At 39.4% G+C, this 22,445-nt stretch carries 19 protein-coding genes and 1 other annotated feature; of the genes, 2 read left to right on the forward strand and 17 right to left on the reverse strand.

Annotated elements, in window-relative coordinates; genetic code table 11:
- Positions 1-45 precede the first annotated feature (45 nt).
- From AC6CH1_RS10665 to AC6CH1_RS10690, 6 genes are all read right to left on the reverse strand, one after another.
- A complete protein-coding gene (locus AC6CH1_RS10665; protein ID WP_498317444.1) occupies positions 46-558 on the reverse strand; it encodes a DUF1292 domain-containing protein in 513 nt (170 codons plus the stop codon).
- 69 nt (positions 559-627) lie between these two features.
- Entirely contained in the window at positions 628-918 is a 291-nt protein-coding gene (locus tag AC6CH1_RS10670; protein ID WP_014823362.1) for a DUF1292 domain-containing protein, read from the reverse strand.
- 107 nt (positions 919-1,025) lie between these two features.
- Positions 1,026-1,442: a Holliday junction resolvase RuvX gene (gene ruvX / locus AC6CH1_RS10675; RefSeq protein WP_251686709.1), complete on the reverse strand. Its 417-nt coding sequence runs from the start codon at positions 1,440-1,442 to the stop codon at positions 1,026-1,028.
- A complete protein-coding gene (locus AC6CH1_RS10680; RefSeq protein WP_014823361.1) occupies positions 1,439-1,711 on the reverse strand; it encodes an IreB family regulatory phosphoprotein in 273 nt (90 codons plus the stop codon). Before AC6CH1_RS10680 ends, ruvX begins: the two co-directional genes overlap by 4 nt.
- Positions 1,712-1,828: 117 nt before the next feature.
- Entirely contained in the window at positions 1,829-4,501 is a 2,673-nt protein-coding gene (gene alaS / locus AC6CH1_RS10685) for an alanine--tRNA ligase (protein ID WP_498317446.1), read from the reverse strand.
- 137 nt (positions 4,502-4,638) lie between these two features.
- Positions 4,639-4,846, reverse strand: a binding site (T-box leader).
- A gap of 54 nt (positions 4,847-4,900) precedes the next feature.
- Positions 4,901-6,049, reverse strand: a complete 1,149-nt coding sequence (locus AC6CH1_RS10690; RefSeq protein ID WP_498317448.1) for a 3-phenylpropionate MFS transporter — start codon at positions 6,047-6,049, stop codon at positions 4,901-4,903.
- A gap of 103 nt (positions 6,050-6,152) precedes the next feature.
- Here AC6CH1_RS10690 and yeiL point away from each other — a divergent pair, with 103 nt between their 5' ends.
- A complete protein-coding gene (yeiL, locus tag AC6CH1_RS10695) occupies positions 6,153-6,821 on the forward strand; it encodes a transcriptional regulator YeiL (RefSeq protein ID WP_498317450.1) in 669 nt (222 codons plus the stop codon).
- A gap of 52 nt (positions 6,822-6,873) precedes the next feature.
- On the opposite strand, the gene AC6CH1_RS10700 is transcribed toward yeiL, so the two are convergent.
- Both AC6CH1_RS10700 and recD2 read right to left on the reverse strand, forming a co-directional pair.
- Entirely contained in the window at positions 6,874-8,085 is a 1,212-nt protein-coding gene (locus tag AC6CH1_RS10700) for a NupC/NupG family nucleoside CNT transporter (RefSeq protein ID WP_251686702.1), read from the reverse strand.
- 334 nt (positions 8,086-8,419) lie between these two features.
- Positions 8,420-10,915, reverse strand: coding sequence for an SF1B family DNA helicase RecD2 (gene recD2 / locus AC6CH1_RS10705; RefSeq protein ID WP_251686699.1), 2,496 nt, complete (start codon positions 10,913-10,915; stop codon positions 8,420-8,422).
- A gap of 162 nt (positions 10,916-11,077) precedes the next feature.
- Between recD2 and hisA the strand changes: the two genes are divergently transcribed.
- On the forward strand, positions 11,078-11,839 hold the full coding sequence (gene hisA / locus AC6CH1_RS10710; RefSeq protein ID WP_251686697.1) for a phosphoribosylformimino-5-aminoimidazole carboxamide ribotide isomerase: 762 nt from the start codon (positions 11,078-11,080) through the stop codon (positions 11,837-11,839).
- A gap of 101 nt (positions 11,840-11,940) precedes the next feature.
- On the opposite strand, the gene AC6CH1_RS10715 is transcribed toward hisA, so the two are convergent.
- The 9 genes from AC6CH1_RS10715 to AC6CH1_RS10755 form a co-directional block, all read right to left on the reverse strand.
- Entirely contained in the window at positions 11,941-12,834 is an 894-nt protein-coding gene (locus AC6CH1_RS10715; RefSeq protein WP_251686696.1) for a manganese catalase family protein, read from the reverse strand.
- A gap of 65 nt (positions 12,835-12,899) precedes the next feature.
- Entirely contained in the window at positions 12,900-13,106 is a 207-nt protein-coding gene (locus tag AC6CH1_RS10720) for a YuzF family protein (RefSeq protein ID WP_251689991.1), read from the reverse strand.
- Between the two features lie 70 nt (positions 13,107-13,176).
- Complete coding sequence (gene dtd / locus AC6CH1_RS10725) at positions 13,177-13,623, reverse strand: D-aminoacyl-tRNA deacylase (RefSeq protein ID WP_251686695.1); 447 nt, start codon at positions 13,621-13,623, stop codon at positions 13,177-13,179.
- Positions 13,624-13,641: 18 nt separating this feature from the next.
- Positions 13,642-15,837: a RelA/SpoT family protein gene (locus tag AC6CH1_RS10730; RefSeq protein WP_251686694.1), complete on the reverse strand. Its 2,196-nt coding sequence runs from the start codon at positions 15,835-15,837 to the stop codon at positions 13,642-13,644.
- Positions 15,838-16,032: 195 nt separating this feature from the next.
- Positions 16,033-16,545: an adenine phosphoribosyltransferase gene (locus tag AC6CH1_RS10735; protein ID WP_008407673.1), complete on the reverse strand. Its 513-nt coding sequence runs from the start codon at positions 16,543-16,545 to the stop codon at positions 16,033-16,035.
- Between the two features lie 16 nt (positions 16,546-16,561).
- On the reverse strand, positions 16,562-18,883 hold the full coding sequence (recJ, locus tag AC6CH1_RS10740; RefSeq protein ID WP_498317453.1) for a single-stranded-DNA-specific exonuclease RecJ: 2,322 nt from the start codon (positions 18,881-18,883) through the stop codon (positions 16,562-16,564).
- 233 nt (positions 18,884-19,116) lie between these two features.
- Entirely contained in the window at positions 19,117-19,482 is a 366-nt protein-coding gene (locus AC6CH1_RS10745; protein WP_498317455.1) for a LapA family protein, read from the reverse strand.
- A gap of 106 nt (positions 19,483-19,588) precedes the next feature.
- Positions 19,589-21,862, reverse strand: coding sequence for a protein translocase subunit SecDF (gene secDF / locus AC6CH1_RS10750; RefSeq protein ID WP_427708901.1), 2,274 nt, complete (start codon positions 21,860-21,862; stop codon positions 19,589-19,591).
- Between the two features lie 215 nt (positions 21,863-22,077).
- Positions 22,078-22,386, reverse strand: coding sequence for a post-transcriptional regulator (locus tag AC6CH1_RS10755; RefSeq protein WP_251686690.1), 309 nt, complete (start codon positions 22,384-22,386; stop codon positions 22,078-22,080).
- Between the last annotated feature and the right edge of the window lie 59 nt (positions 22,387-22,445).

Consider the following 22,445-nt stretch of genomic DNA (forward strand, 5'->3'; position numbering starts at 1 on the left):
AAAAAAACCCTACTGCCGTATAAATCGTCAGTAAGGTTCTTGAAATTAGTTTTGTGCCAATGAGTTTAATACTTGTTCCACCATTTCCCACTCTTCGTCTGTTTCGATAGGAAGTAAGTCCGCTACTTCACCGTTATCGCCAGCGATATAGGCAGAAGCATATACTTCTTCCAGTACAGGCTCATCGTCTTCCATAATTGCATAGAATAAGTAATTTTTGGCGTTGCTTTCAAAGCGGTGTAATATTTGGCACATAACTTCTTCATCATCTTCATTCGTGATTGTGAAGTAATTTGTCTGATCCGAGCCAAATTCGTCTAGTACCGTATTCATAACTTCTTCAACCATTGACCATTCTTCATCTGTTTCAATATCCGAAAAGCCGCTCATTTCGCCATTCTCGTCGAGAACATAGCGAAGTGCAGAAATACCTGCTTCTTCATCACCGATTAATGAGAATAAAACATATGAATGATCTTCCGAATCAAATGTAAATACAACGCGGCATTGTTGCTCTCCGCCGTCTTCTTTTTGCAAAATAAAAATATTTTCTTCCAAACTAATTCCTCCCAATGAATAAAACAGAGCAGGCTCATCACCCACTCTGTTTTTATTGTGTCAAATGAATTATTCTTCTTCGCCTAATTCGTCTTCAATCTGATTTAATACTTCTTCGATTAAATCCCATTCTGCTTCTGTTTCGATCGGCGTTAATTCGCCATCTTCACCGTTTTCAGCAGGAACGAATGCAGATGCGAAAATTTCAACTGCGCCATCTTCGTCTTCTTCTGCGCCTACTAAAGAATATAATACGTATGATTTACCGAACTCTTCTGAATCGAAAGTGTGTAAAATTTCGCAAAGTTGTTCGTTGCCGTTTTCATCGACTACTGTAATATGATTTTGTTGTTCTGACATGATCGTCACCTCTTCATAATATTTAGGCATTGGTGCCTGTTGCTGCTCAATACATTATACATAAAGCCTTTTCGGATAAGTACAAAAAAGCCTCATGTAGAGCAACTTTAGTTTTTACTATCTAAATAACCTTGTAAAATCATGACAGCAGCCATTTTATCAATAACTAGCTTTCTTTTTTTACGGCTTACGTCTGCTTCGATCAGCATACGTTCAGCAGCCATCGTTGTCATACGCTCGTCCCAAAGCTTAACAGGAAAACCAAATGTATCTTCCAGCAGTTTTTTATAGCTTTCAGAAGCTTCCCCTCGGGGACCGATTGAATTATTCATGTTTTTCGGGTAGCCTACAACAAATTCTGTTACATTGTGTTCCTTTACAAGCTCATTGATACGTTCAATACCAAATTTACCTGCCGCTTCATCGATTTTTATCGTCTCGATTCCTTGCGCTGTCCACCCTAGCGCATCGCTAATTGCAACGCCGACTGTTTTCGAGCCGACGTCTAAACCCATAATTCTCATTTATCCGCCTCAGTATTCTTTCTAATATAAAATCTAACGAGTTCCTCTAAAATCTCGTCACGTTCAAGCTTGCGGATTAAATTACGTGCGTCCTGGTGGCGAGGGATGTATGCCGGGTCGCCAGATAATAAATACCCTACAATTTGATTTGTTGGATTATACCCTTTTTCCTCTAAAGCCGTATACACCTTCAGCATCACTTGCTTTACTTCTTGTTCCATGGATTCTTCTGGAAAACTGAATTTCATTGTTTTATCGAAAGAACTCAAGACCAGCACCTCGCTTTCAGCAATGAGGAGATGAATCACACTCTCCCATCTCCATTTATATCATTATAACTTATTCCTGCAAGCACTTCAAATATGCCAGTAGTAAAATTTAGATGTTTAGAAAGATTTTACATGTTCGTAAACAGCATTTAATGCTTCTTCCAGTTTGGCAGCATCTTTTGCACCGGCCATTGCCATATCCGGACGACCGCCGCCTTTACCGCCGCAAGCTTCAGCAACTTGCTTCACAATGTTCCCAGCGTGATAGTTTCCACCTACGATATCTTTCGTTACACCCGCGCATAACATTACTTTCTCGCCATCAACAGCCCCAAGAACAATAACGGCTGATTCCATTTTTCCTTTTAAATCATCCATCATCTGGCGTAATTGATTATTGTCTTTTGCTTCTACACGAGTAGCAAGTACTGTCACATCACCAATTTTTTGTGCTGCATCCAATACTGCGCCAGCTTGTGCATTTGCGATTTTTTGAGACAATGTATCATTTTCGCGTTGAAGTTCTTTGTAATCCGCTTGAAGTGTTGCAACACGAGTTGCCACGTCTTTAGCATTTGATTTTAAAAGGCCAGCTGCTTCATTTAAGATCGCTTCTTCTTCTTTGATTGCTTCATATGCCGCTTTTCCTGTAACAGCCTCGATACGGCGTGTACCTGCACCGATACCGCTTTCAGATACGATTTTGAAAATGCCGATTTCAGATGAACGGCTTACATGCAGTCCACCGCAAAGTTCAATCGAATAATCCGAAACAGCTACAACACGGACAACATCACCATATTTTTCACCGAACAGTGCCATTGCACCCATCGCTTTTGCAGAATCAATATCCATTTCCTGAATAACGACTTCGATATCTTCCCAAATTTTTTCGTTCACCGCACGCTCAACTTGCGCAAGTTCTTCTTTCGTTGCAGCGCCAAAGTGAGAGAAGTCAAAGCGTAAACGGTCCGGTCCTACATAAGAACCTGCTTGTGCTACATGGTCACCTAATACATCTTTTAATGCACGGTGCATTAAGTGTGTTGCTGTATGGTTTTTAAGGATTAATTTACGTTTTGCTTCATCTACTTTTGCAGTAGCCAAATCGCCGACATTCATTTCACCCGATTCTACTACAACAGTGTGCAATGGCTGGCCATTTGGTGCTTTTTGAACATCTTTTACGATAGCAGTGAATCCGTCTGCTTCAACGATACCTGTATCGGCAATTTGTCCACCCATTTCAGCATAGAACGGTGTTTCGGATAGAATAACCAACGCTTCTTCACCTTCAGAAGCAGTTGAAGTTTCTTGTCCGTTGACAACAATTGCAGCAACTTTTGCAGAAGCTTCAAATGCATCATAAATAAATGTAGACTGCTGATTTAAATTTGACAGCACTTCGTTTTGTACTTGCATTGAATCCACATCAGCACGTGCATTACGAGCACGTTCACGCTGTTGTTCCATAGAAGTTTCAAAACCTTCATGGTCAACTGTCATGCCAACTTCTTCGGCATACTCTTCCGTTAACTCAATCGGGAAACCGAATGTATCATACAGACGGAATGCATCAGCACCAGGAATAACTGTTTCGCCTTTTGCTTTTTGGCTTTCTGCAACTTCGTTGAAAATTGCTAATCCACCATCAAGTGTTTCATGGAAGCGCACTTCTTCATTTTTAATAACACGTTGAATAAATGCTTCCTTTTCTTTTACTTGCGGATAGAAATCATGCATAATCTCTCCAACAGTCGGCACTAATTCAAACATAAACGGCTTTTCAATGCCGATTTTCTTCGCATATCGAACAGCACGACGTAATAGACGACGCAATACATAGCCACGGCCTTCATTTGATGGCAATGCACCGTCCCCAATAGCAAATGCTACTGTACGGATATGGTCGGCAATTACTTTAAATGGTGTATTCACGTCTTCAGTTGATCCGAAAATTTCATTTAAATCCACTTCATGCGGACGTTTGTACGTACGGTTTGCAAACATTTCTGTTTTTTCAATGATTGGCATGAAAAGATCTGTATCAAAGTTTGTTGGTACGTTTTGTACTACAGAAACGATACGTTCAAGACCCATACCTGTATCAATGTTTTGCTTTGGAAGTGGTGTATATGTGCCATCCGGATTGTGGTTGAATTGAGAAAATACAAGGTTCCAAATTTCAAGGTAACGCTCATTTTCCCCGCCTGTGTACATTTCTTCCGCCGGTGCACCAACACCGTACTCTTCACCGCGATCATAGAAAATTTCAGAGTTTGGACCAGATGGACCTTCGCCGATATCCCAGAAGTTGCCTTCAAGTCGGATTAGGCGCTCTTTCGGTATCCCGATTTCATTGTGCCATACGTCATATGCTTCCTGATCTTCAGGGTGGATTGTTACCGATAACTTTTCAGGGTCGAAGCCCATCCATTTTGGATCTGTTAAAAACTCCCAAGCGTAATGAATCGATTCTTTTTTAAAGTAATCTCCGATAGAGAAGTTCCCTAACATTTCAAAGAATGTATGGTGACGTGCTGTTTTACCTACGTTTTCGATATCGTTTGTACGAATCGATTTTTGTGCGTTTGTAATACGCGGGTTATCAGGAATGATACGTCCATCAAAATACGGTTTTAATGTAGCCACTCCTGAGTTGATCCATAAAAGTGATGGGTCATTAATTGGAACTAATGGTGCCGATGGTTCAATATGATGCCCTTTTTCTTTAAAGAAATTCAAATAAAGACGTCGAATTTCAGAACCTGTCATAATTTTTGTTGTCATGATTTTTTTCCTCCTAATTTTTATTGAAGTCGATGAATTTTGGTACGAATTAATTACATCCTTCACGTAAATAAGTGCTTCGTTCACCGGAAATCCCAATGATCCGCTGAAGAAAACAAAAAAAGCCTTCATCCCGGTAAAGGGACGAAGACTATTATTTCGTGGTACCACCCTAATTTATAATGCGCAATGCATTATATCTCAAGTGCTTGTAACGTAAGCAAACGGCAGTGATTAGCTGCACTCTGGAGTAGCTTTCAGTATTTATTCGGGGAGATTTTTTCAGCCGGGAAATCTCTTTCTGCTCACGAAATTCATACGTACTTGTTCCATCATCGTTTTCATTTTATTATGCTCTTCATTATAAAAAATAGACACCGTGCTGTCAATCGGCATTCCTTAATAATTAAAACGTTTTTTCGTCAGTAAAATTAAAAGGATTGCAGGCACTGTACAAATGATCATTCCTAAGAACGCCAGACCTGGCTCGATTTCATAAAGTGCACCACCTAATAATGTAAGAATCGCTGCACTTAAACTCATTGCAAGTGCCGAATAAATCCCCTGTGCATTTGGGATCTGCTCCTGTGGTAAAGCTTTTGAAATATAGCGGATAAAGGCATAATGCGCCATCGCAAATGACAGAGCGTGAAGTGCCTGAGATATGATAAACATCGGCATATTCGGAAATGCGTAAACTAAAATCCAACGAACGCTCGAGCCAATTGCCGCAACAAGCAATAATGAAGAAGGTTTCCATTTTGTTAAAATTGTATCGGCCTTGAAAAAATAAAGAACTTCAGATATTACTGCGACATTTAAAATCATGCCGATATAAAACGGATTGACATTCAGATCCTGTAAATAAATATAGCCATAGTTATAGTACGATGCATGTGCCCCCTGAAGTAAAATGACGACAAACAATACGATGATAAAGCTTTTCACTTCAAATAGACCCTTCATTGAGAGCGTTTTTCCATCCTCTTTTACAGGCACTATACTTAAAACTTGAGGTGCAGGCATGAATTGAATGATGAGCAATGCCGTTAAACCTAAAATCATCATCCATAAGATCATTTGCTCCCCGTACATCCCGCTGATCATACTGATGATTAATACAGCGACGACAAACCCGAAAGATCCTAACGAACGCGCTTTCCCATAATGTATGGTTCCATGTTGCATTAATGTGGAAGCACTGCTCTCAACAGCCGGTAATAAAGCCGGGTAAAAAGCACTGAACAGTAACGTCATTAAAAATAAGCCGCTGAATGAATTGATCGGTATGTATAGCAGCGTCACAATTAATGAACTTGCAGTAAAAAAGATCAGCACATTTTTGTTGCTCATTACTTTAGAAACAAACGGGAAAATAAACATCGTCGAGATGGCCCGTGCAACCAGTCCAAAGCCCATTATAATGCTCGCTTCCGAAACCGTAAGCCCTTTATCATTAATAAGCCAACCTGTCCAGTATGGCAGGAAAATACCCCATGTAATAAAGAACATAAAGAAGTTTTTCGCGAGCCAACGCTGATTATTCATAGTCTTCATCCTTTTTCTTTTTTATTAAGTTGAATATTAACATGAGAAATACTACAATAATGTGAGAAATCTCATATTTAATTGGAAGGAGTTGCTTTATAATTTGAGAAAGTTACCAATAGATGAAAGTCTCTCATATATCGAACAATACCCGATTTCCCAATATTTTTCTTTTGATATTGTTCCATTTATCCATGTGTATGAATTCGATAAAGGCGAATTTATTTTCCATGAGCATTCCTTCCCTGACTATTTGTATTACATGGTTGAAGGGAAAGCTAAATTATATATTACCCATAAAAACGGGAAAATTTCTCTTATCGATTTTATTACAGCCCCAACATTTATGGGCGAAATGGAACTGTTAAATGCCGAACGCTATTCAAAAGGCATTCAAACTTCATCAAAGTCAGTATGTTTTGCGATTTCCATTCAGGAAGTGAAGGAAAAATTATTGGCAGATCCTGTGTTTCTGAAAATGCTCTGTATTTTTTTAAGTCACAAAGCAACGACAGCCACAGCAAAATATACACAAAACCAGGCCTATCCGTTGGAAAACCGATTAGCCTCATTCATTCTACTATCATCGGATCAACAATTCTATAAAGAAAAACATACAGAAGTATGTGATTACTTAGGTGTATCGTATCGCCACCTGTTATTTGTCCTAGCACAATTTAGTGAAGCCGGCTATATAACGAAACAAAATCGCGGGTATGTACTGAAGAATCGGTCTGAACTGGAAAAACTCGCATCAGAAATTACGTATTAAAAAAGACTGCGCTAAAATATTTTTAGCACAGTCTCTTGAACACTGAAAGATTTTAAATAAACATACCAGCAATTGCAGCTGATAGTAATGATGCTAATGTACCTGCAGCAACCGCTTTAATCGCAAGCTTTGCAATCATTGGACGTTTATCCGGTGCCATACCACCTAAACCACCGATTAAAATACCCATTGAGCTTAAGTTTGCAAAACCACAAAGTGCAAACGAAATAATAATGGCTGTTTTGTCAGAAAGCTCGCCGATAACCGGTCCGAAGTTAGAGTAGGCAACAAATTCATTTAAGATTAATTTTTGACCGATAAATGAACCTGCACGTACTGCCTCGTCCCAAGGTACACCGATTAAAAATGCTAATGGAGCAAATACATAACCTAATAAACCTTCAAGTGTTACATTTTCAAAACCGAATAATCCTGTAATACCACCTAAAATACCGTTTAATAAGGCAATTAATGCGATGAAACTTAATAGCATTGCTCCAACATTTACTGCTAATTTCAATCCGTCAGATGCACCTACTGCAGCTGCATCAATAACATTTGTCGCTTCAGAATTACGCTCTAATTTAAAGTCATCTTCATTTACTTCTTCTGTTTCAGGAATCATTAATTTCGCCATTACAAGTCCAGCTGGAGCAGCCATGAAACTTGCCGCCAGTAAGTATTCAAGTGGAACACCTAATAACGAATAACCGATTAATACTGAACCTGAAACTGATGCAAGTCCACCTGTCATAACTGCGAACATTTGCGATTTCGTCATTTTATTTAAAAATGGACGAATTACAAGCGGTGCTTCTGTTTGTCCAACGAAAATATTGGCAGCAGCATTTACTGATTCCGCTTTTGTTGTACCTAATACTTTTGATAAGAATCCACCAATAATCTTAATGACAAATTGCATAATTCCCAAGTAATAAAGGACAGAGATTAAAGATGAGAAGAAAATAATAATTGTTAAAACGCTCATCGCGAATACAAATCCAACATTATCTGGATTTGCTAAACCGCCGAATACGAAGTTAATCCCTTCGTTGGCATAACCAATCAGCTTCTGAACACCTTCAGAAAGTTGCATAAGCTTCTCGCGGCCGAAAGACCACTTTAATACGATAAATGCAAAAATCAACTGGACAACTAATCCTGAAATAATAATTCTCCATTGAATTGCTTTACGGTTATTAGATAACCCTATGGCAATCGCTACAACTCCCAGAATACCTATGATTCCCCATACGAAATCCATGTATGTGCACCTCTTCTTTTAGTTTTGAAAACCTTTTCATTTTGTAATATTTGACATCAAACTTCGGATGTCATATAAGTTTTTTTTCATACTAACATATCCAGCAAACTAATATTAATTAATAGTTTCTTTCAAAATTTCTGATTTTTCCGCAAAAAGTTATCATTATTTTATTATGCCCTGTTTTGTTTCAAACTTTTATTATAATTAAAACATTTTCCCTCTACCTTTGATCATAAACACAGCATTTTATAAATTTGTCCAAAATTGTACTTTTCCATAAGCAATAAAAAACTAGTCATTTCCATTCAAACATGAACGAAAATGACTAGTTCTATTCTTCATTGAAGTCATATGGTGAAATATTCGCCATACCAATTAAAGGATGAATATAAGGTGCTGTTTCTGCCGTTAAGTGATTTGGCAGAGATTCACCGATTTTATGCGAATCCGACACATTCAAGAGTCCAAGCTGCTCTGTTGAAGAGTTTTGTTTCACTCCTTTAACGGACGCTTTTTTCTCTTCTATTTCCGGTGACTCTTCTGTCTTTTCTTCAGTGATAAATTCCTGATTTAGTCGTGCCTTTAATGTTGTTAAACGGGTTAAATCATCTGTTTTTGCTAAACCGTTCGCTAATACATCCGGCTCACCACATAAAATTAAAAAGTTTTTAGCACGTGTAATACCGGTATAAAGTAAATTTCTTCGAAGCATTTTTGAATAACCTCGGACAATCGGCATAATGACTGTTTGAAATTCCGAACCTTGTGATTTATGGATCGAACAGCAATAGGCCAATGTTATCTGATTTAAATCAGCACGCTGATATGTCACTTCGATTCCATCATAGCTGACGATAAGCAAATCCTGCTTTTCCACTGTTTCCTTTGCACGGATTATAGAAATCACTTCACCCATATCTCCGTTGAATACATTATTATCCGGTTGATTCACTAATTGCAGCACTTTGTCCCCGATACGGTAAATCGTATCACCGAAAACCAGTTCTTTTCTTGTCCCATCATTTGGATTAACAAGCTGCTGAATTTCTTTATTTAAATTATCGATGCCTGCAGGACCTTTGTACATCGGCGCCAATACTTGAATATCTCGAATTGCCTGACCTTTTGCAAGCGCACCTTTTACAATTTGAGTGACAACGCTCGTTACTTGTCCTGCTCCTGCCTGAATAAACGAGCGGTCCGTTGTTTTGGCAGTCAACGTATCCGGGACTTTGCCCTTTTTAATTTGATGGGCCATTTCGATAATTGTAGATCCTTCAGCCTGACGGTAAATATCCGTTAATTCAACGGTCGGAATTTGCTTGGATGCAAGCAAATCCTTTAATACTTGTCCTGGTCCAACAGGTGGTAACTGATCCTGGTCTCCTACAAAAACGACCTGTACATCTTCATGCAGCGCTTTTAAAAGCTGATGTGCCAGCCATGTATCCACCATTGACATTTCATCGATAATGATGAGTCGTCCTACAACTTCACGCTCTGTTTCTTCATCCTTTTCCTGCCCATTAAAACCTAATAAACGGTGTATTGTCATTGCAGGTAAGCCAGTCGATTCTGCCAACCTTTTTGCTGCACGTCCTGTAGGTGCTGCAAGGACAATCGGAAACGGTTCCTCTTTTTCGGCATATGTCTTAGGATTTAATGATAACCCGTGAAGCTCAGCATATACCTCGACCAAACCTCGGACAACGGTCGTTTTTCCCGTCCCCGGTCCGCCTGTTAAAATCATCACCGCGGAATTGATCGCCGTTTCAATCGCCTGTGCCTGTGTTGGCGCATATGTCACATCATACTGTTCTTCAATATCACCAATCGCTTTTCGGATTTCATCTTTCGAGAAACTTTCGGCTATTTTATTTTTTTCTTTCAGTTCATTAATTTTACTTGCAATGCCCACTTCACTAAAATAAAGTGACGGCAAGTACATGCGTGTTTCTTCACCGCATATTTTCGATTCCTCACGCATTTCGATAGCCGCTTTTGAAATCGCATCATATGGAATTTCAATGCGCTGACTTTGTTCAAGTATGTCTTTCACCATCGGAAGCACCATTTCCGCATCCAGATAAACATGTCCATCTGATAATGCTGCATTTGTCAGTACATGAAAAATGGCTGCTTTTATTCGATCCGGATGATTCCCTGTTATCCCCAGTTTCGCACCAAGTTCATCTGCACGTATAAATCCGACCCCTTCTACTTCCTCAATCAAACGGTAAGGATTTTCTGTCAGCAGCGAAATTGTTTCTTCACGATATGCCTGATAAATTTTCATTCCTAGCTGTGCCCCGAAGCCCCAATCATTCAGCCGCACCATCACCCGTTCCAGTCCAAGGTTTTCCTCGATCGTTTGGCGAATATGTAATTTCTTTTCAGCAGATAAACGGGGTACTGCATCAAGTGCTGAAGGATCTTCCAGTATTTTCGTAAGGGCATCCATTCCAAGCTTTTCTACGATTGTCTCCGCCGTTTTTCTGCCGACCCCTGTAAATAAGTCACTTGATAAATAATGGACGATCCCCTGCTCTGTTGTCGGCACTTCTTTTTCAAACGTGTCAATCTGAAACTGCATCCCGTATTTCGGATGACTTTTTAACTGTCCTGTAAAGCGGTACTGTTCGTCATTTACTAATTGAGGAAAATAGCCGACAATGATGATCTCTTTCTCGTCATACTGAATATTTGTTTCTTGAATTTTGACACGAACAATGGAGTACATATTCGTTGCATTATGAAAAATTGTTACAATTGGTCGACCTAAAATAAAAAGCTTATTTACGTCAAACAAATTTAGATTTTCCGCCATTTTCATGCCACGCTTTCTAATAAATTGTAAGCCCATTTTATCATACCGATTAAAGCCTGTCCTACAATAATGCAAACAAGCCATTACGTCTGATTTTTCTATTAATTTAGCTCACTAAAATGTTATGATACATATAGAATGTAAGAGAAAGTAGTGATGAACATGAATTTTAGACCTTGTATTGATTTACACGACGGAAAAGTAAAGCAAATTGTCGGAAGCACGCTTGGCTATGACAATAAAAAAGTGGTTGAAAATTTCACTTCTGACCAGGATGCCTCGTATTACGCTTCATTATTTCTGCAAAACAAACTGACAGGCGGACATGTCATTATGCTTGGTCCTGGCAATGAAGAAGCGGCGATTTCTGCATTGCAGGCTTATCCGAACGGTCTTCAATTAGGCGGCGGTATTACAGTCGACAATGCACAGAAATATATCGATGCAGGTGCTTCGCATGTCATTGTGACATCCTATATTTTTCATGATGGGCAGCTTGATATGGATCGCCTGCAGCAATTGGTTAAAACAATCGGCAAAGAAAAACTTGTCCTTGATTTGAGCTGTCGAAAACGTGATGGTAAATGGTATGTTGTAACAGACAAATGGACAAAATTCAGCGACTTCGAAGTAAATGCGCAGTCGATTAAGGAAATTGAAGAATATTGTGATGAACTGCTCATCCATGCGGTTGATGTGGAAGGAAAACGCAATGGTATGCAGGAAGATTTAGTACGTGATTTAGCTGAATGGACATCGATTCCGACAACGTATGCTGGAGGCGTACGTTCAATTGATGATTTAAAAAAATTCGAATCACTTTCTAATGGTAAATTACACGTAACAATCGGCAGCGCCCTTTCTATCTTCGGCGGTGACCTGGACTTCCAAACAGTAGTGAATTATTGCGAAGGTATTGAATAGCCAGAACGGATATAAAAATTTTAAGAAATACCATAAGAAACAACACTAAAAACCCATTTTTCGTCAGAGAAAAATGGGCCTTTATTTTATCACGCTTCTTTTTACATATTGAACATGAGACGTTTTGCGATCATCTGGAACTCTTCCGGACCGATTCCCGGTGCAAACTCTTCCGGTAATTCATCTAGATCCGGCATCTTTGCACCTTTTGGCGTTCCCTCTTCTACAATGAGCGGTGCATTCGTCAATGGATGCGGCCCTTTCCAGATTTTATTTATATCCTGATAATCCCCTACGTAATTCCACGTAAATAATACATTTCCATAGCCGCGCTCTTCATATTTTCTCGCGTGGTCAAATACATGGTTATCAAGGCTAGGAATCGGAAGCATCCTTGTTACATCCACACCAGTCGCCATTTCCAGCGCTTTTGCATAGGCAACAACATGTGTCCCGCCGCGCACCAGTAAATAGCCAATCATTTCACGGGCTGTCGGATGATCCGTCATTTCATAAACACGCATTTTATGTGTCCTCGCGCCGCACTCCAGGAAGAAATTATGCAGTAAATCGAGCACGAGATTTCCGCTGGAAAATACGTATTCCCCATTCCAAGGTTTCCCCATCGAATCGACAGGCAAAGCTGTCTGCGCAGAAGCGATAAAGCTCTGCGTATTGCGCATATTTTTGGCGTTCATCATCGGTCCCAGATTTGGGTTCCCGGAAAACGTCGTATCTTTGCCGAGTAAATTGATTGTCGTCGCTACAAGTTCCACATGCCCAAACTCTTCTGCTGTAATACTCGCAACTAAATCATAAAAAGGCTTTAATTTCTTTTTTCCACGGAAATTGAATGACTGATACATATAGTTATTCAAAGTCGACATTTCGCCAAACTTTCCGCCTAATAATTCCTGTACCGCACTTGCAGCGTTTGCGTCTCCATATTCAACCTGTGGTAAATCTATAAGTAATCGATTGACGCGTTGAAACAATAAAGCACCCCCTAATTGTCATAGTAAGCTTATGACGATTTGGGAGTGCGTAGACCACATTCATTTCATTTTTTTAAAAATGGCATAATCCAAACTATTTTGTCGATACGGATATAAAACGGCGTTTGGCACACATCAAGTACAATATAGTCCGGACAGATTGCGGCCAATATCCCTTGCTGAACACGATTTCCCTCTTGCTGGACGGCAACCATCTGCCCTAAATAGTTTTGGATCGCTTCAAGCCAGTACGCGTTTGGATATGTGTTCATTTGAACCAAAAAATCACTCCTTTGTATGCATACTGTACAATATGCGAAATAGGAGTGATCCGTTCATCGATTATTTGGCTTTAGACTCAATTGTAATCGTTACAGGACCATCATTAATGAGTGCAACATCCATCATCGCACCGAAAACACCTGTTTCAACATGCAGTCCATTCGCTTTTAATTGTTCATTGAATGCTTCCCATAATGGCTTTGCCTGTTCAGGTCTTGCCGCTTCCACAAAACTGGGCCGCTTCCCTTTGCGAGTATCCGCATAAAGGGTAAATTGGGAGATTGATAAAATATCGCCGCCTGCATCAGCAATGGAACGATTCATCTTGCCGTCCTCATCTTCCCAAATACGCAAGTCGGTAATTTTTTTCGCTACATATTTGATATCTTCTTCTGTATCGCTATGTGTAATGCCGACAAGCAGCACATAGCCTTTTTGAATGGCACCTGTTACTTGTCCATCGACTGTAACAGAGGCCTGTTTTGAACGTTGTAATATTACGCGCATCTTTTCCCCTACTATCTATTAATTAATTACACGCTGAACGGAGTAAATATCCGGAAGCTGTTTAATTTTTTCGACAACACGATGTAGTCCTGAAATATTGGTAATAGCAATCGTTAAATGAATCGTGGCAATTTTTTCACGATCCGCACGACCTGTAACTGCCAAAATATTTGTTTTCGCTTCACTGACAGCATGCATGACATCATTTAAAATACCTGGACGGTCGAATGCCGAAATCTCGATATCCACCGGGTAGTCTTTACGGATTTGTGTGCCGTCATTTTCCCATTCTACTTCAATAAGACGCTCCACGTTTCCATCTTCCTGGATATTCGGACAATCTGCACGGTGTACTGAAACACCGCGGCCTTTCGTAATAAAGCCGACAATATCATCACCCGGTACCGGTGTACAGCAACGTGATAAACGGATTAATAAATTATCAATTCCTTTTACAATAACACCTGATTCCGTTCGCTTTTTCGGTGTCGGATTGTTCATGCTTTTAACGATTTTTTCAAGCGCTTCTTCCTGTTCACGCTCTTTGCGCATTTTTTCAGCAAGACGATTGACGATTTGCTGAGCCGTAATTCCGCCTACGCCTACAGCCGCATATAAATCATCTTCATGTGTATAGTTGAATTTTCCAATCACACGTTTAATATTTTCTGTTGTTAAGACTTCCTTCATATCAAACTCTTGAGCCTTAATTTCTTTTTCAACGAGTTCCTTTCCTTTTACAACACTTTCTTCACGCACATGCTTTTTGAAAAATTGCTTGATTTTATTTTTTGCCTGCGAACTTTGTGCAATTTTAATCCAGTCTCGGCTCGGGCCGAATGATTGTTTCGATGTTAATACTTCAACAATATCGCCTGTTTTTAAAGGCGTATCAAGCGGTACCATTTTACCGTTTACTTTTGCTCCAATTGTTTTATTCCCGACTTCCGAGTGTACGCGGTAAGCAAAGTCAATCGGTACAGAACCGGATGGAAGCTCAATAACGTCCCCTTTTGGCGAGAAGACATATACCATGTCCGAGAATAAATCGAATTTCAACGATTCCATAAACTCAGCAGCATTTGATGATTCATTTTGGAACTCGAGAATTTCACGGAACCAAGTCAGCTTCTGGTCAATTGTTTCTGCATTTTGTTCTACGGTTTTACCTTCTTTATAAGCCCAGTGTGCCGCGATACCGAACTCTGCTATTTTGTGCATATCCTTTGTTCGGATCTGCACCTCAAGCGGATCCCCATATGGTCCGATAACAGTTGTATGCAGGGATTGGTACAGATTTTGCTTTGGCATCGCAATATAATCTTTAAAGCGTCCCGGCATTGGCTTCCATAATGTATGGATAATACCGATTACCGCGTAGCAATCTTTAATACTATCAACTAAAATACGTACCGCCAGTAGATCATAAATTTCATTAAACTGCTTTTTTTGAAGTACCATTTTGCGGTAAATACTGTATAAATGTTTCGGACGGCCAAAAATATCCGCTTCAATTTCCACTTCTTTCAGCTGGGAATTGATTTCGTCCATTACGTTATCCAAATAAGCTTCACGTTCATCACGCTTTTTCTTCATCAAGCTGACGATCCGGTAATACTGCTGCGGATTTAAATAGCGTAATGCCGTATCCTCCAGCTCCCATTTCACTTTCGAAATCCCTAATCTGTGCGCTAATGGCGCGAAAATTTCCAGTGTTTCCTGAGAAATACGACGTTGTTTTTCAGCCGGTAAATGCTTTAATGTCCGCATATTATGCAGGCGGTCCGCCAACTTAATTAAAATTACTCGGATATCCTGAGCCATCGCAACGAACATTTTTCGGTGGTTTTCAGCTTGCTGTTCTTCTTTTGACATATATTTAATTTTCCCAAGCTTTGTTACCCCGTCCACAAGCTTGGCTACTTCTTCGCTAAATTCATTTACTAGATCTTCGCGTGTCACTTCCGTATCTTCCACGACATCATGCAAAAATCCTGCTGCTACTGTTTCAGGATCCATCTGCAGCTCAGCCAAAATCCCCGCCACTTGTACCGGGTGAATAATATATGGTTCTCCAGAGCTGCGGAACTGCTCTTTATGTGCTTCTTTCGCTACCTCAAATGCTTTAACAACAAAGGTAACATGTTCTTCGTTCATATAAGATTTGACGAGCTCGAAAACATCTTCGGGCGCCAATATTTGTTCTTTCGCCATTATGAGTCCACCTGTTCTTTCTATTTTCGCTTTAAGTATAAGTTCAATTGTATAAAATATATCTACTAAATGTAAAGGCACGTGGGCATTTAGTTTTGCAGAAAGTCGAAATTTGTAGAATTATTGAACAGCTTCTAGTAGATACTTCATTGAAAAAAACTATCCCGCAAAGTTTATACGGGATAGTTCTGTGGATTAATATTGAATTAAAGTTTTAATTGGAATATTGTTGATTTTGTTGCGGCCATTCAATTCTGTAAGCTCGATAATGAATGCTGCACCTACTACTTCGCCGCCTAATTGCTCGATTAAACGAACAGTTGCTTCTACTGTACCGCCTGTTGCAAGCAAATCATCACAGATTAAAACTTTTTGACCTGGTTTTACTGCATCTTTGTGCATTGTTAACGTGTCTGTACCGTATTCTAATCCATAATCTGCAGAAATTACTTCACGTGGAAGCTTTCCTGGTTTACGAACTGGTGCGAAACCGATTTCTAATGCATAGGCAACCGGACATCCAATAATAAATCCACGTGCTTCAGGACCTACGATGATTTCAGCGCCAACTTCTTTTGCATATTTTACAATTTCATCAGTCGCATATTTATATGCCGGACCATTATCCATGATTGTTGTAATATCTTTAAAGCTGATGCCCTCTTTCGGCCAATTTTCAACTGTTGTTACGTACTGTTTTAAATCCATTCTTCCTATGTCCTCCTCAAGAACTCAATCGTTCATTAAACCATTGCTTAAGTTCACTGTATGTTGCATATAACAGCTTCTGCTCAAGTTCAATCTGTTGTGAACGCAATTTATATGACGGTGCTTCGGATAATGCTTTTTTCGGTGCATTTTCGTTTACTGTCGTCAAACCATTCTCTATTGTAACAAATCCTAGCTCAAAAAACACTTTTGTCATAAATTTAATTACTTCTATATTTAGTCCGATATGTTCGGATAATTGTCGAATATGTTGTTTCAAGTTAAAATCCGGACGTTTTTTCAGGAATCCGTAATACCATTTAAAGTGTTCCCTTGTCGGCATTCCATTAAAATATGCAGGTTGATCGGTATATAAATGTGCATAGATTCGTTCAATTTGTACATCTTGCAGTAATTTCTCCAATGTGGATACATTTTCCGGCAAATCGAGTAATACGATATTTCTGTGTAATTTTTCGGCTTCTGTCCCACCTGTAAAATATATTATTTCTTTCGGAATTTCCTGTTCAAAATGTAACTTTGTCTGTTCGGAAAAAGCAATAAAATCCGTTTTTTCCACGTTAATTTTTGCAAGCCAGTTTGCTGTCTTGCTTTTCCCTCGGTAATCATATAGCTGCCATTCATTAACCCGGACATCCTGAATCATGAATTGCGGTTTTTTATTGCCCTGCCATTCATTGATTTGCAAATCCCCAACTAATGATAGAGCAACTCCATATGATATCTCATCATGTAAAGTCCCTTTGTTGAATCCAATTGCATCAAGGGAGCGATACGGATCTTCCAACTCCATCTTCAGATGATTTTCGCCGGAACCAATTTTGCGCATCGATTTTACTTTTACATCCTGAATGCCAAAAACCGGCTTCGGAAATTCTGTGCCAAATGGCGCCAATTGCCGCAGTTCTTCAATCGCATCAACAGTAATTTCACTTAGCTCTATCGGCACATCAATCTGCATCTTTTGTACAAGCTGTTCTTCGGTTAAACAATGTCTGGCCTGTTCATTTAAACGTGTACGCAATGATTCCACATGCTCAATCGGTAATGTCATCCCTGCCGCCATTGGATGTCCGCCGAAATGCGGTAAAATATCACGGTTTTTCGCCAACTCATTATACAGATGGAACCCTTCAATACTTCTCGCGGAACCTTTCGCAATTGCTTTTTCATGATTAAGTGAAAGAACGATTGTCGGACGGTAATATTTTTCAACTAATCTCGATGCAACAATCCCGACAACACCAGGATTCCAGCCTTCCCCTGCTACGACTAGAACAAGGGAATCTTTTAATGAAGCATCATCATCAATCATAGCCATTGCTTCATTTGTAATGTCTTCCACAATTTTTTTTCGTTCAGTATTTTTATCATTCAATTGGGTAGCCAGTGTATTTGCCTGAAGCGGGTCTTCGCTCATTAAAAAGTGTACTCCCGGTTCGGCACTGCCTAGTCGTCCGATTGCATTCAGGCGGGGGCCAAAATAAAAGCCAACAGTTTCTTCATTGATGTCTTTCTTGTTTGCCCCTGATGCATCGCAAATGGCCTTTACCCAAGGATTTGGAGACTGCTTTAACGCCTGTAAACCGCGCTGTACTAAATAGCGGTTTTCGCCAACGAGTGGCACTAAATCGGCAATCGTCCCTACTGCCACATATTCAAATAGATGATCAGGCAACTCGCCGTACAATGCATGTGCCAATTTAAAGGCTACCCCTACGCCTGCGAGTTCTCCAAACGGATAATGACCTTCTGGCACACGCGGATGGATGATGACGTTGGCATCCGGTAAAATATCACCCGCTTCATGGTGATCGGTAATAATCACATCCATACCAAGCTCTCTTGCCACTTTTACTTGTTCAATCCCGCTTATCCCATTATCGACCGTAATAATTAAATTTACGCCATCTTCATAAGCTTTTTTGAAAAGTTCTTCGTTCGGTCCATATCCATGAATAAAACGATCCGGAATAACAAAACTGACATCTGCCCCCAGATCTAGTAAAGCATTGAGCAGCACAGTTGTACTTGTAATACCATCGGCGTCGTAATCACCGTATACGAGAATCTTTTCACCGTTATCCAATGCTTGTTCAATACGCATAACCGCGTCTTCCATTCCAGCCATTAGAAACGGATCATGATACTGAGTTTCGTCATTTTTCAGTAATGGCTTTGCTTGTTCTATCGATGTGCAGCCACGGGCAATTAATATTTTTGCTGCGATCGTTGAAATATTCAGCTGTTCACTAAATTGTTTTATAAGTTGCTCATCTTGCTTTATTATTGTCCATAATTTTTGTGACTGTATCATATATATTCACTTCCTCACGCAGTTCATTATAACGGAAATCTATTGCGTTTCCCAAAGTTTCTTCCGATATTAGTAGAAAAATTGATATGTAATTTCAGGAAGAGTATTTATTAAAATGGATACATTATATTGTTATCAACCCGTTCTTTACGGAATATGTTAACAATTAAAAAAGCTATTTGAAACGTTTTTCGCGTTTCAGATAGCTACTATTGGTAAGCATCACTTTTTGTTTAATTTTTCGGCATTTCATCATTATCCGGAATTTCTTCAGTCACAAATACGGAAGCACCCCGTTCACGAAGCTCGTTTTTCAATCGGACAATCTCAGCATCCTTTTCATTAATCAGTACGTGTGCAGCTTCAAGATCTTTTCGAACTGCTTTCGTTTGCCTTTTCCCTCCGTACATACGGAATGCCGAAAAACAAAAACTGATGATAAAACCGATTAATACTGACCCTAAAATAACTAATATCAATGGCCAGCGTGCTTCTCCAAAGACATAATTCACCTGCACACTATCCACATTAACTGTAGCAAAAATGGCAATTATTATAGCAAAAATGAGTCCAACTACCAATGTCCATTGAATTTTCATATGAGGCTCCTCTCACGCTTTAGTTAAGAAATTTATTCCTTTTTTTGAAAAAGGGTAAACAAAAAACCGCGTAATTTGCAAAATGCAATTACGCGGTTTAATATTTTTAAACTTGTGGCTCGTCTGAACCCCATTGTTTTTTCTCTTTTTTCACAACAGAAGTACCTTTTTTGTCCATTTCACGGCATTTCAGTGAATACCAAACTTGTGCCGCGATACAGATTGAAGAGTAAATCCCTGTAACTAGCCCGATCAATAAAGCGATTGAGAAGTTTTGAATTGATGGAGCACCTAGGAAAATCAATGCTATAACTACTACAATAACCGTCAATACTGTATTCACGGAACGTCCCATTGTTTGACGAAGAGATTTGTTGACGATCAACGCAAGCTCTTCTTTCGTCGTAATTTTTTCGTGACGGTCAATATTTTCACGGATCCGGTCAAACGTGACAATTGTATCGTTAATCGAATAACCGACAATTGTTAATACCGCAGCGATAAACGTAATATCTACCTCTAGACGCAGCATACTGAAAATAACAATAATGAAGAATACATCATGCAGTAATGAAACAATCGCCCCAAGACCCATACGCCATTCAAAGCGGATCGCCACATAAATAATGATACCGAGTGCCGCAAGCGCCAATGCATACATTGCATTTTTCGCCAGTTCTTTTCCGACTGTATCCGATACTGTACTTAAGCTTGGCTCATGTCCGTATTTTTCGTTTACCTGCCCTTTAAAATCAAGTACTTCTTGTTGAGAGAAGTCATCTTTATATCGCATTACAGCGATTGTCTGATTATCGCCTGAAATAACAACATCCTCGTTAGCAAAACCGATTTCATCCAGATAATTCTTAACTTCTTCTTGTACTAGTGCTGTATCCGATTTAATCTCTACACGTGTACCACTTGAGAAATCGATCCCTAAATTCAGTTTGAATACACCTAGCACAACAATACCTGCAACTAAAATGATTGTAGATATCGCATAGAACTTTTTACGGTTTCCAACGAAGTCCAATTTATCAAATTTCGTTGTTAAATCCAATGAAGTGATCCCTTCATCAAGTGAATGCTGTTTCGATCTGCTAATTCCGAACCATGCCGGATTATTGAAATAGCCGCTGTTTACAAGAAGCCCCTGCAACATACGGGAACCCCATACAGCTGTTACAAATGATAGTAAAATCGAAATAATTAATGTTGTAGCGAAACCTTTAACAGAACTTGTCCCGTAGTAGAATAATACGACAGCAGCAAGTAGAGTTGTCAATTGCGCATCAATGATTGCTGATAGTGATTGTTTTGAACCTAATTTGAATGCATCTTTTACAGAATGGCCAACACGTAGTTCTTCACGAATACGCTCGGCAGTTAAAATATTTGCATCAACGGCCATCCCGATCCCTAATACGATCGCGGCAATACCCGGTAATGTTAATACAGCATTAATACCGTTAAAGACGATTAACACTAAATATGTGAATACCGATAAAGTAATAATTGAGATAAACCCTGGTAAACGGTAGTAAAGCAGCATGAACAGGAAGATTAGCAGTACGCCGACTACTCCTGCGAATACTGTATCATTTAAAGCATCTTCACCGAATTGTGCCCCAACCGATGTTGAATAAATCTCCGTTAACTTAACAGGTAATGAACCTGCATTAAGTATAGATGCAAAGTTTTTCGTTTCATCTACTGTGAAGTTACCAGAAATCATAACATCTGTAGTATTTAATACTTGTGTAACAGATGCCGCAGAAACAAATTTTTGCTCTTCAGGAGGCTTTTTGCTTTCTTCAGCGTAAGAATCTACGCCCTCTTCAAAATCCAGCCAAACAACTAATAAGTTATTCGGTGCGCCCATGCTCATGACTTTTTGCGTCACTTCTGCGAATTTCGCTGCGTCTTTCAAAGTTAAAGTTACAATTGGTTGGTTTTGCTGATCAAATGAAGGCGCTGCGCCACCTTCCTTTAAATCTGTCCCATCGAGTAAAATATTATCATTTACGTCACGGAAAGTTAAATTCGCTGTACTCGATAATAGCTCACGTGCAGAATCCTGATCCGCTAATCCTGCAAGCTGTACACGAATTCGGTCTTCCCCTTCAATTTGAATGCTTGGTTCACTAACCCCGAATTCATTAATACGATTATCTAATGCCGTAGTCGTATCTGCCAATACATCTTGGGTAATCTTTTGTCCATCAACAAGTGATTCCACTTCATAAAGTACTTCAAATCCACCTTGAAGGTCCAATCCAAGTTTTACATCGTTTAAAACCTTCTCTACCGTTGTGCCCATCCCTGTAAATAGCAATGCTACGACAAGAACGAACGTAATGATACGGTTTGCTAATTTCATTAAAAAATCCTCCTCAATATCACACGAAACGCGGTGTGATGTAAAACGTAAAAATTACCTTCCACAAACTATGTATTCATTTCAATAATTTTCTGAATCACTTTTCAAAAATAACATTCCGATAGTTTGAAAAGCACAACACTCTCATTATGAAACAGCTTATGGAAACTGTCAAATTATTACTAGATAATTTATTATATTATTCTTATTTTTCCCTACTCTTTAAGCACATGGAACAAACCTTGCAGCTCTTCATTGGAAAGCTTTAAGTTCAATTCATTGCGCTTAAAATCCTTTATTTGCATATAGCTTAGCACTTCCGAAGCAGTAGCACGGAAAATGCCGGCTGTCAGCTCATGCAATCGCATATTTTGCACATCTCTTTTGCGCCACACCTTATCAATGCAATATTTCCATAAATCCTGTTCTGTTATCGAATCATATCCATAGTAATGGAATTCCTCGATTTTGTTCGTCAATATAAGCTGTACCTTTTCGTAAAGGCTGAAAAATGGAATTTGCATGTCGATCACTCCTGAACTTAGGTTTTAACTGCGATTACTACTGCATACTTTATTGTATA

The organism is Solibacillus sp. GQ1 (assembly GCF_059758555.1).

Bases quoted from the DNA above. Each gene is read 5' to 3' on its own strand.
- AC6CH1_RS10670 (WP_014823362.1), bottom strand. From the start codon at position 918: ATGTCAGAACAACAAAATCATATTACAGTAGTCGATGAAAACGGCAAC.
- ruvX (WP_251686709.1), bottom strand. From the start codon at position 1,442: ATGAGAATTATGGGTTTAGACGTCGGCTCGAAAACAGTCGGCGTTGCA.
- alaS (WP_498317446.1), bottom strand. From the start codon at position 4,501: ATGACAACAAAAATTATGACAGGTTCTGAAATTCGACGTCTTTATTTG.
- AC6CH1_RS10690 (WP_498317448.1), bottom strand. From the start codon at position 6,049: ATGAATAATCAGCGTTGGCTCGCGAAAAACTTCTTTATGTTCTTTATT.
- AC6CH1_RS10700 (WP_251686702.1), bottom strand. From the start codon at position 8,085: ATGGATTTCGTATGGGGAATCATAGGTATTCTGGGAGTTGTAGCGATT.
- recD2 (WP_251686699.1), bottom strand. From the start codon at position 10,915: ATGGCGGAAAATCTAAATTTGTTTGACGTAAATAAGCTTTTTATTTTA.
- hisA (WP_251686697.1), top strand. From the start codon at position 11,078: ATGAATTTTAGACCTTGTATTGATTTACACGACGGAAAAGTAAAGCAA.
- AC6CH1_RS10720 (WP_251689991.1), bottom strand. From the start codon at position 13,106: ATGAACACATATCCAAACGCGTACTGGCTTGAAGCGATCCAAAACTAT.
- dtd (WP_251686695.1), bottom strand. From the start codon at position 13,623: ATGCGCGTAATATTACAACGTTCAAAACAGGCCTCTGTTACAGTCGAT.
- AC6CH1_RS10730 (WP_251686694.1), bottom strand. From the start codon at position 15,837: ATGGCGAAAGAACAAATATTGGCGCCCGAAGATGTTTTCGAGCTCGTC.
- AC6CH1_RS10735 (WP_008407673.1), bottom strand. From the start codon at position 16,545: ATGGATTTAAAACAGTACGTAACAACAGTTGAAAATTGGCCGAAAGAG.
- recJ (WP_498317453.1), bottom strand. From the start codon at position 18,883: ATGATACAGTCACAAAAATTATGGACAATAATAAAGCAAGATGAGCAA.
- AC6CH1_RS10745 (WP_498317455.1), bottom strand. From the start codon at position 19,482: ATGAAAATTCAATGGACATTGGTAGTTGGACTCATTTTTGCTATAATA.
- secDF (WP_427708901.1), bottom strand. From the start codon at position 21,862: ATGAAATTAGCAAACCGTATCATTACGTTCGTTCTTGTCGTAGCATTG.
- AC6CH1_RS10755 (WP_251686690.1), bottom strand. From the start codon at position 22,386: ATGCAAATTCCATTTTTCAGCCTTTACGAAAAGGTACAGCTTATATTG.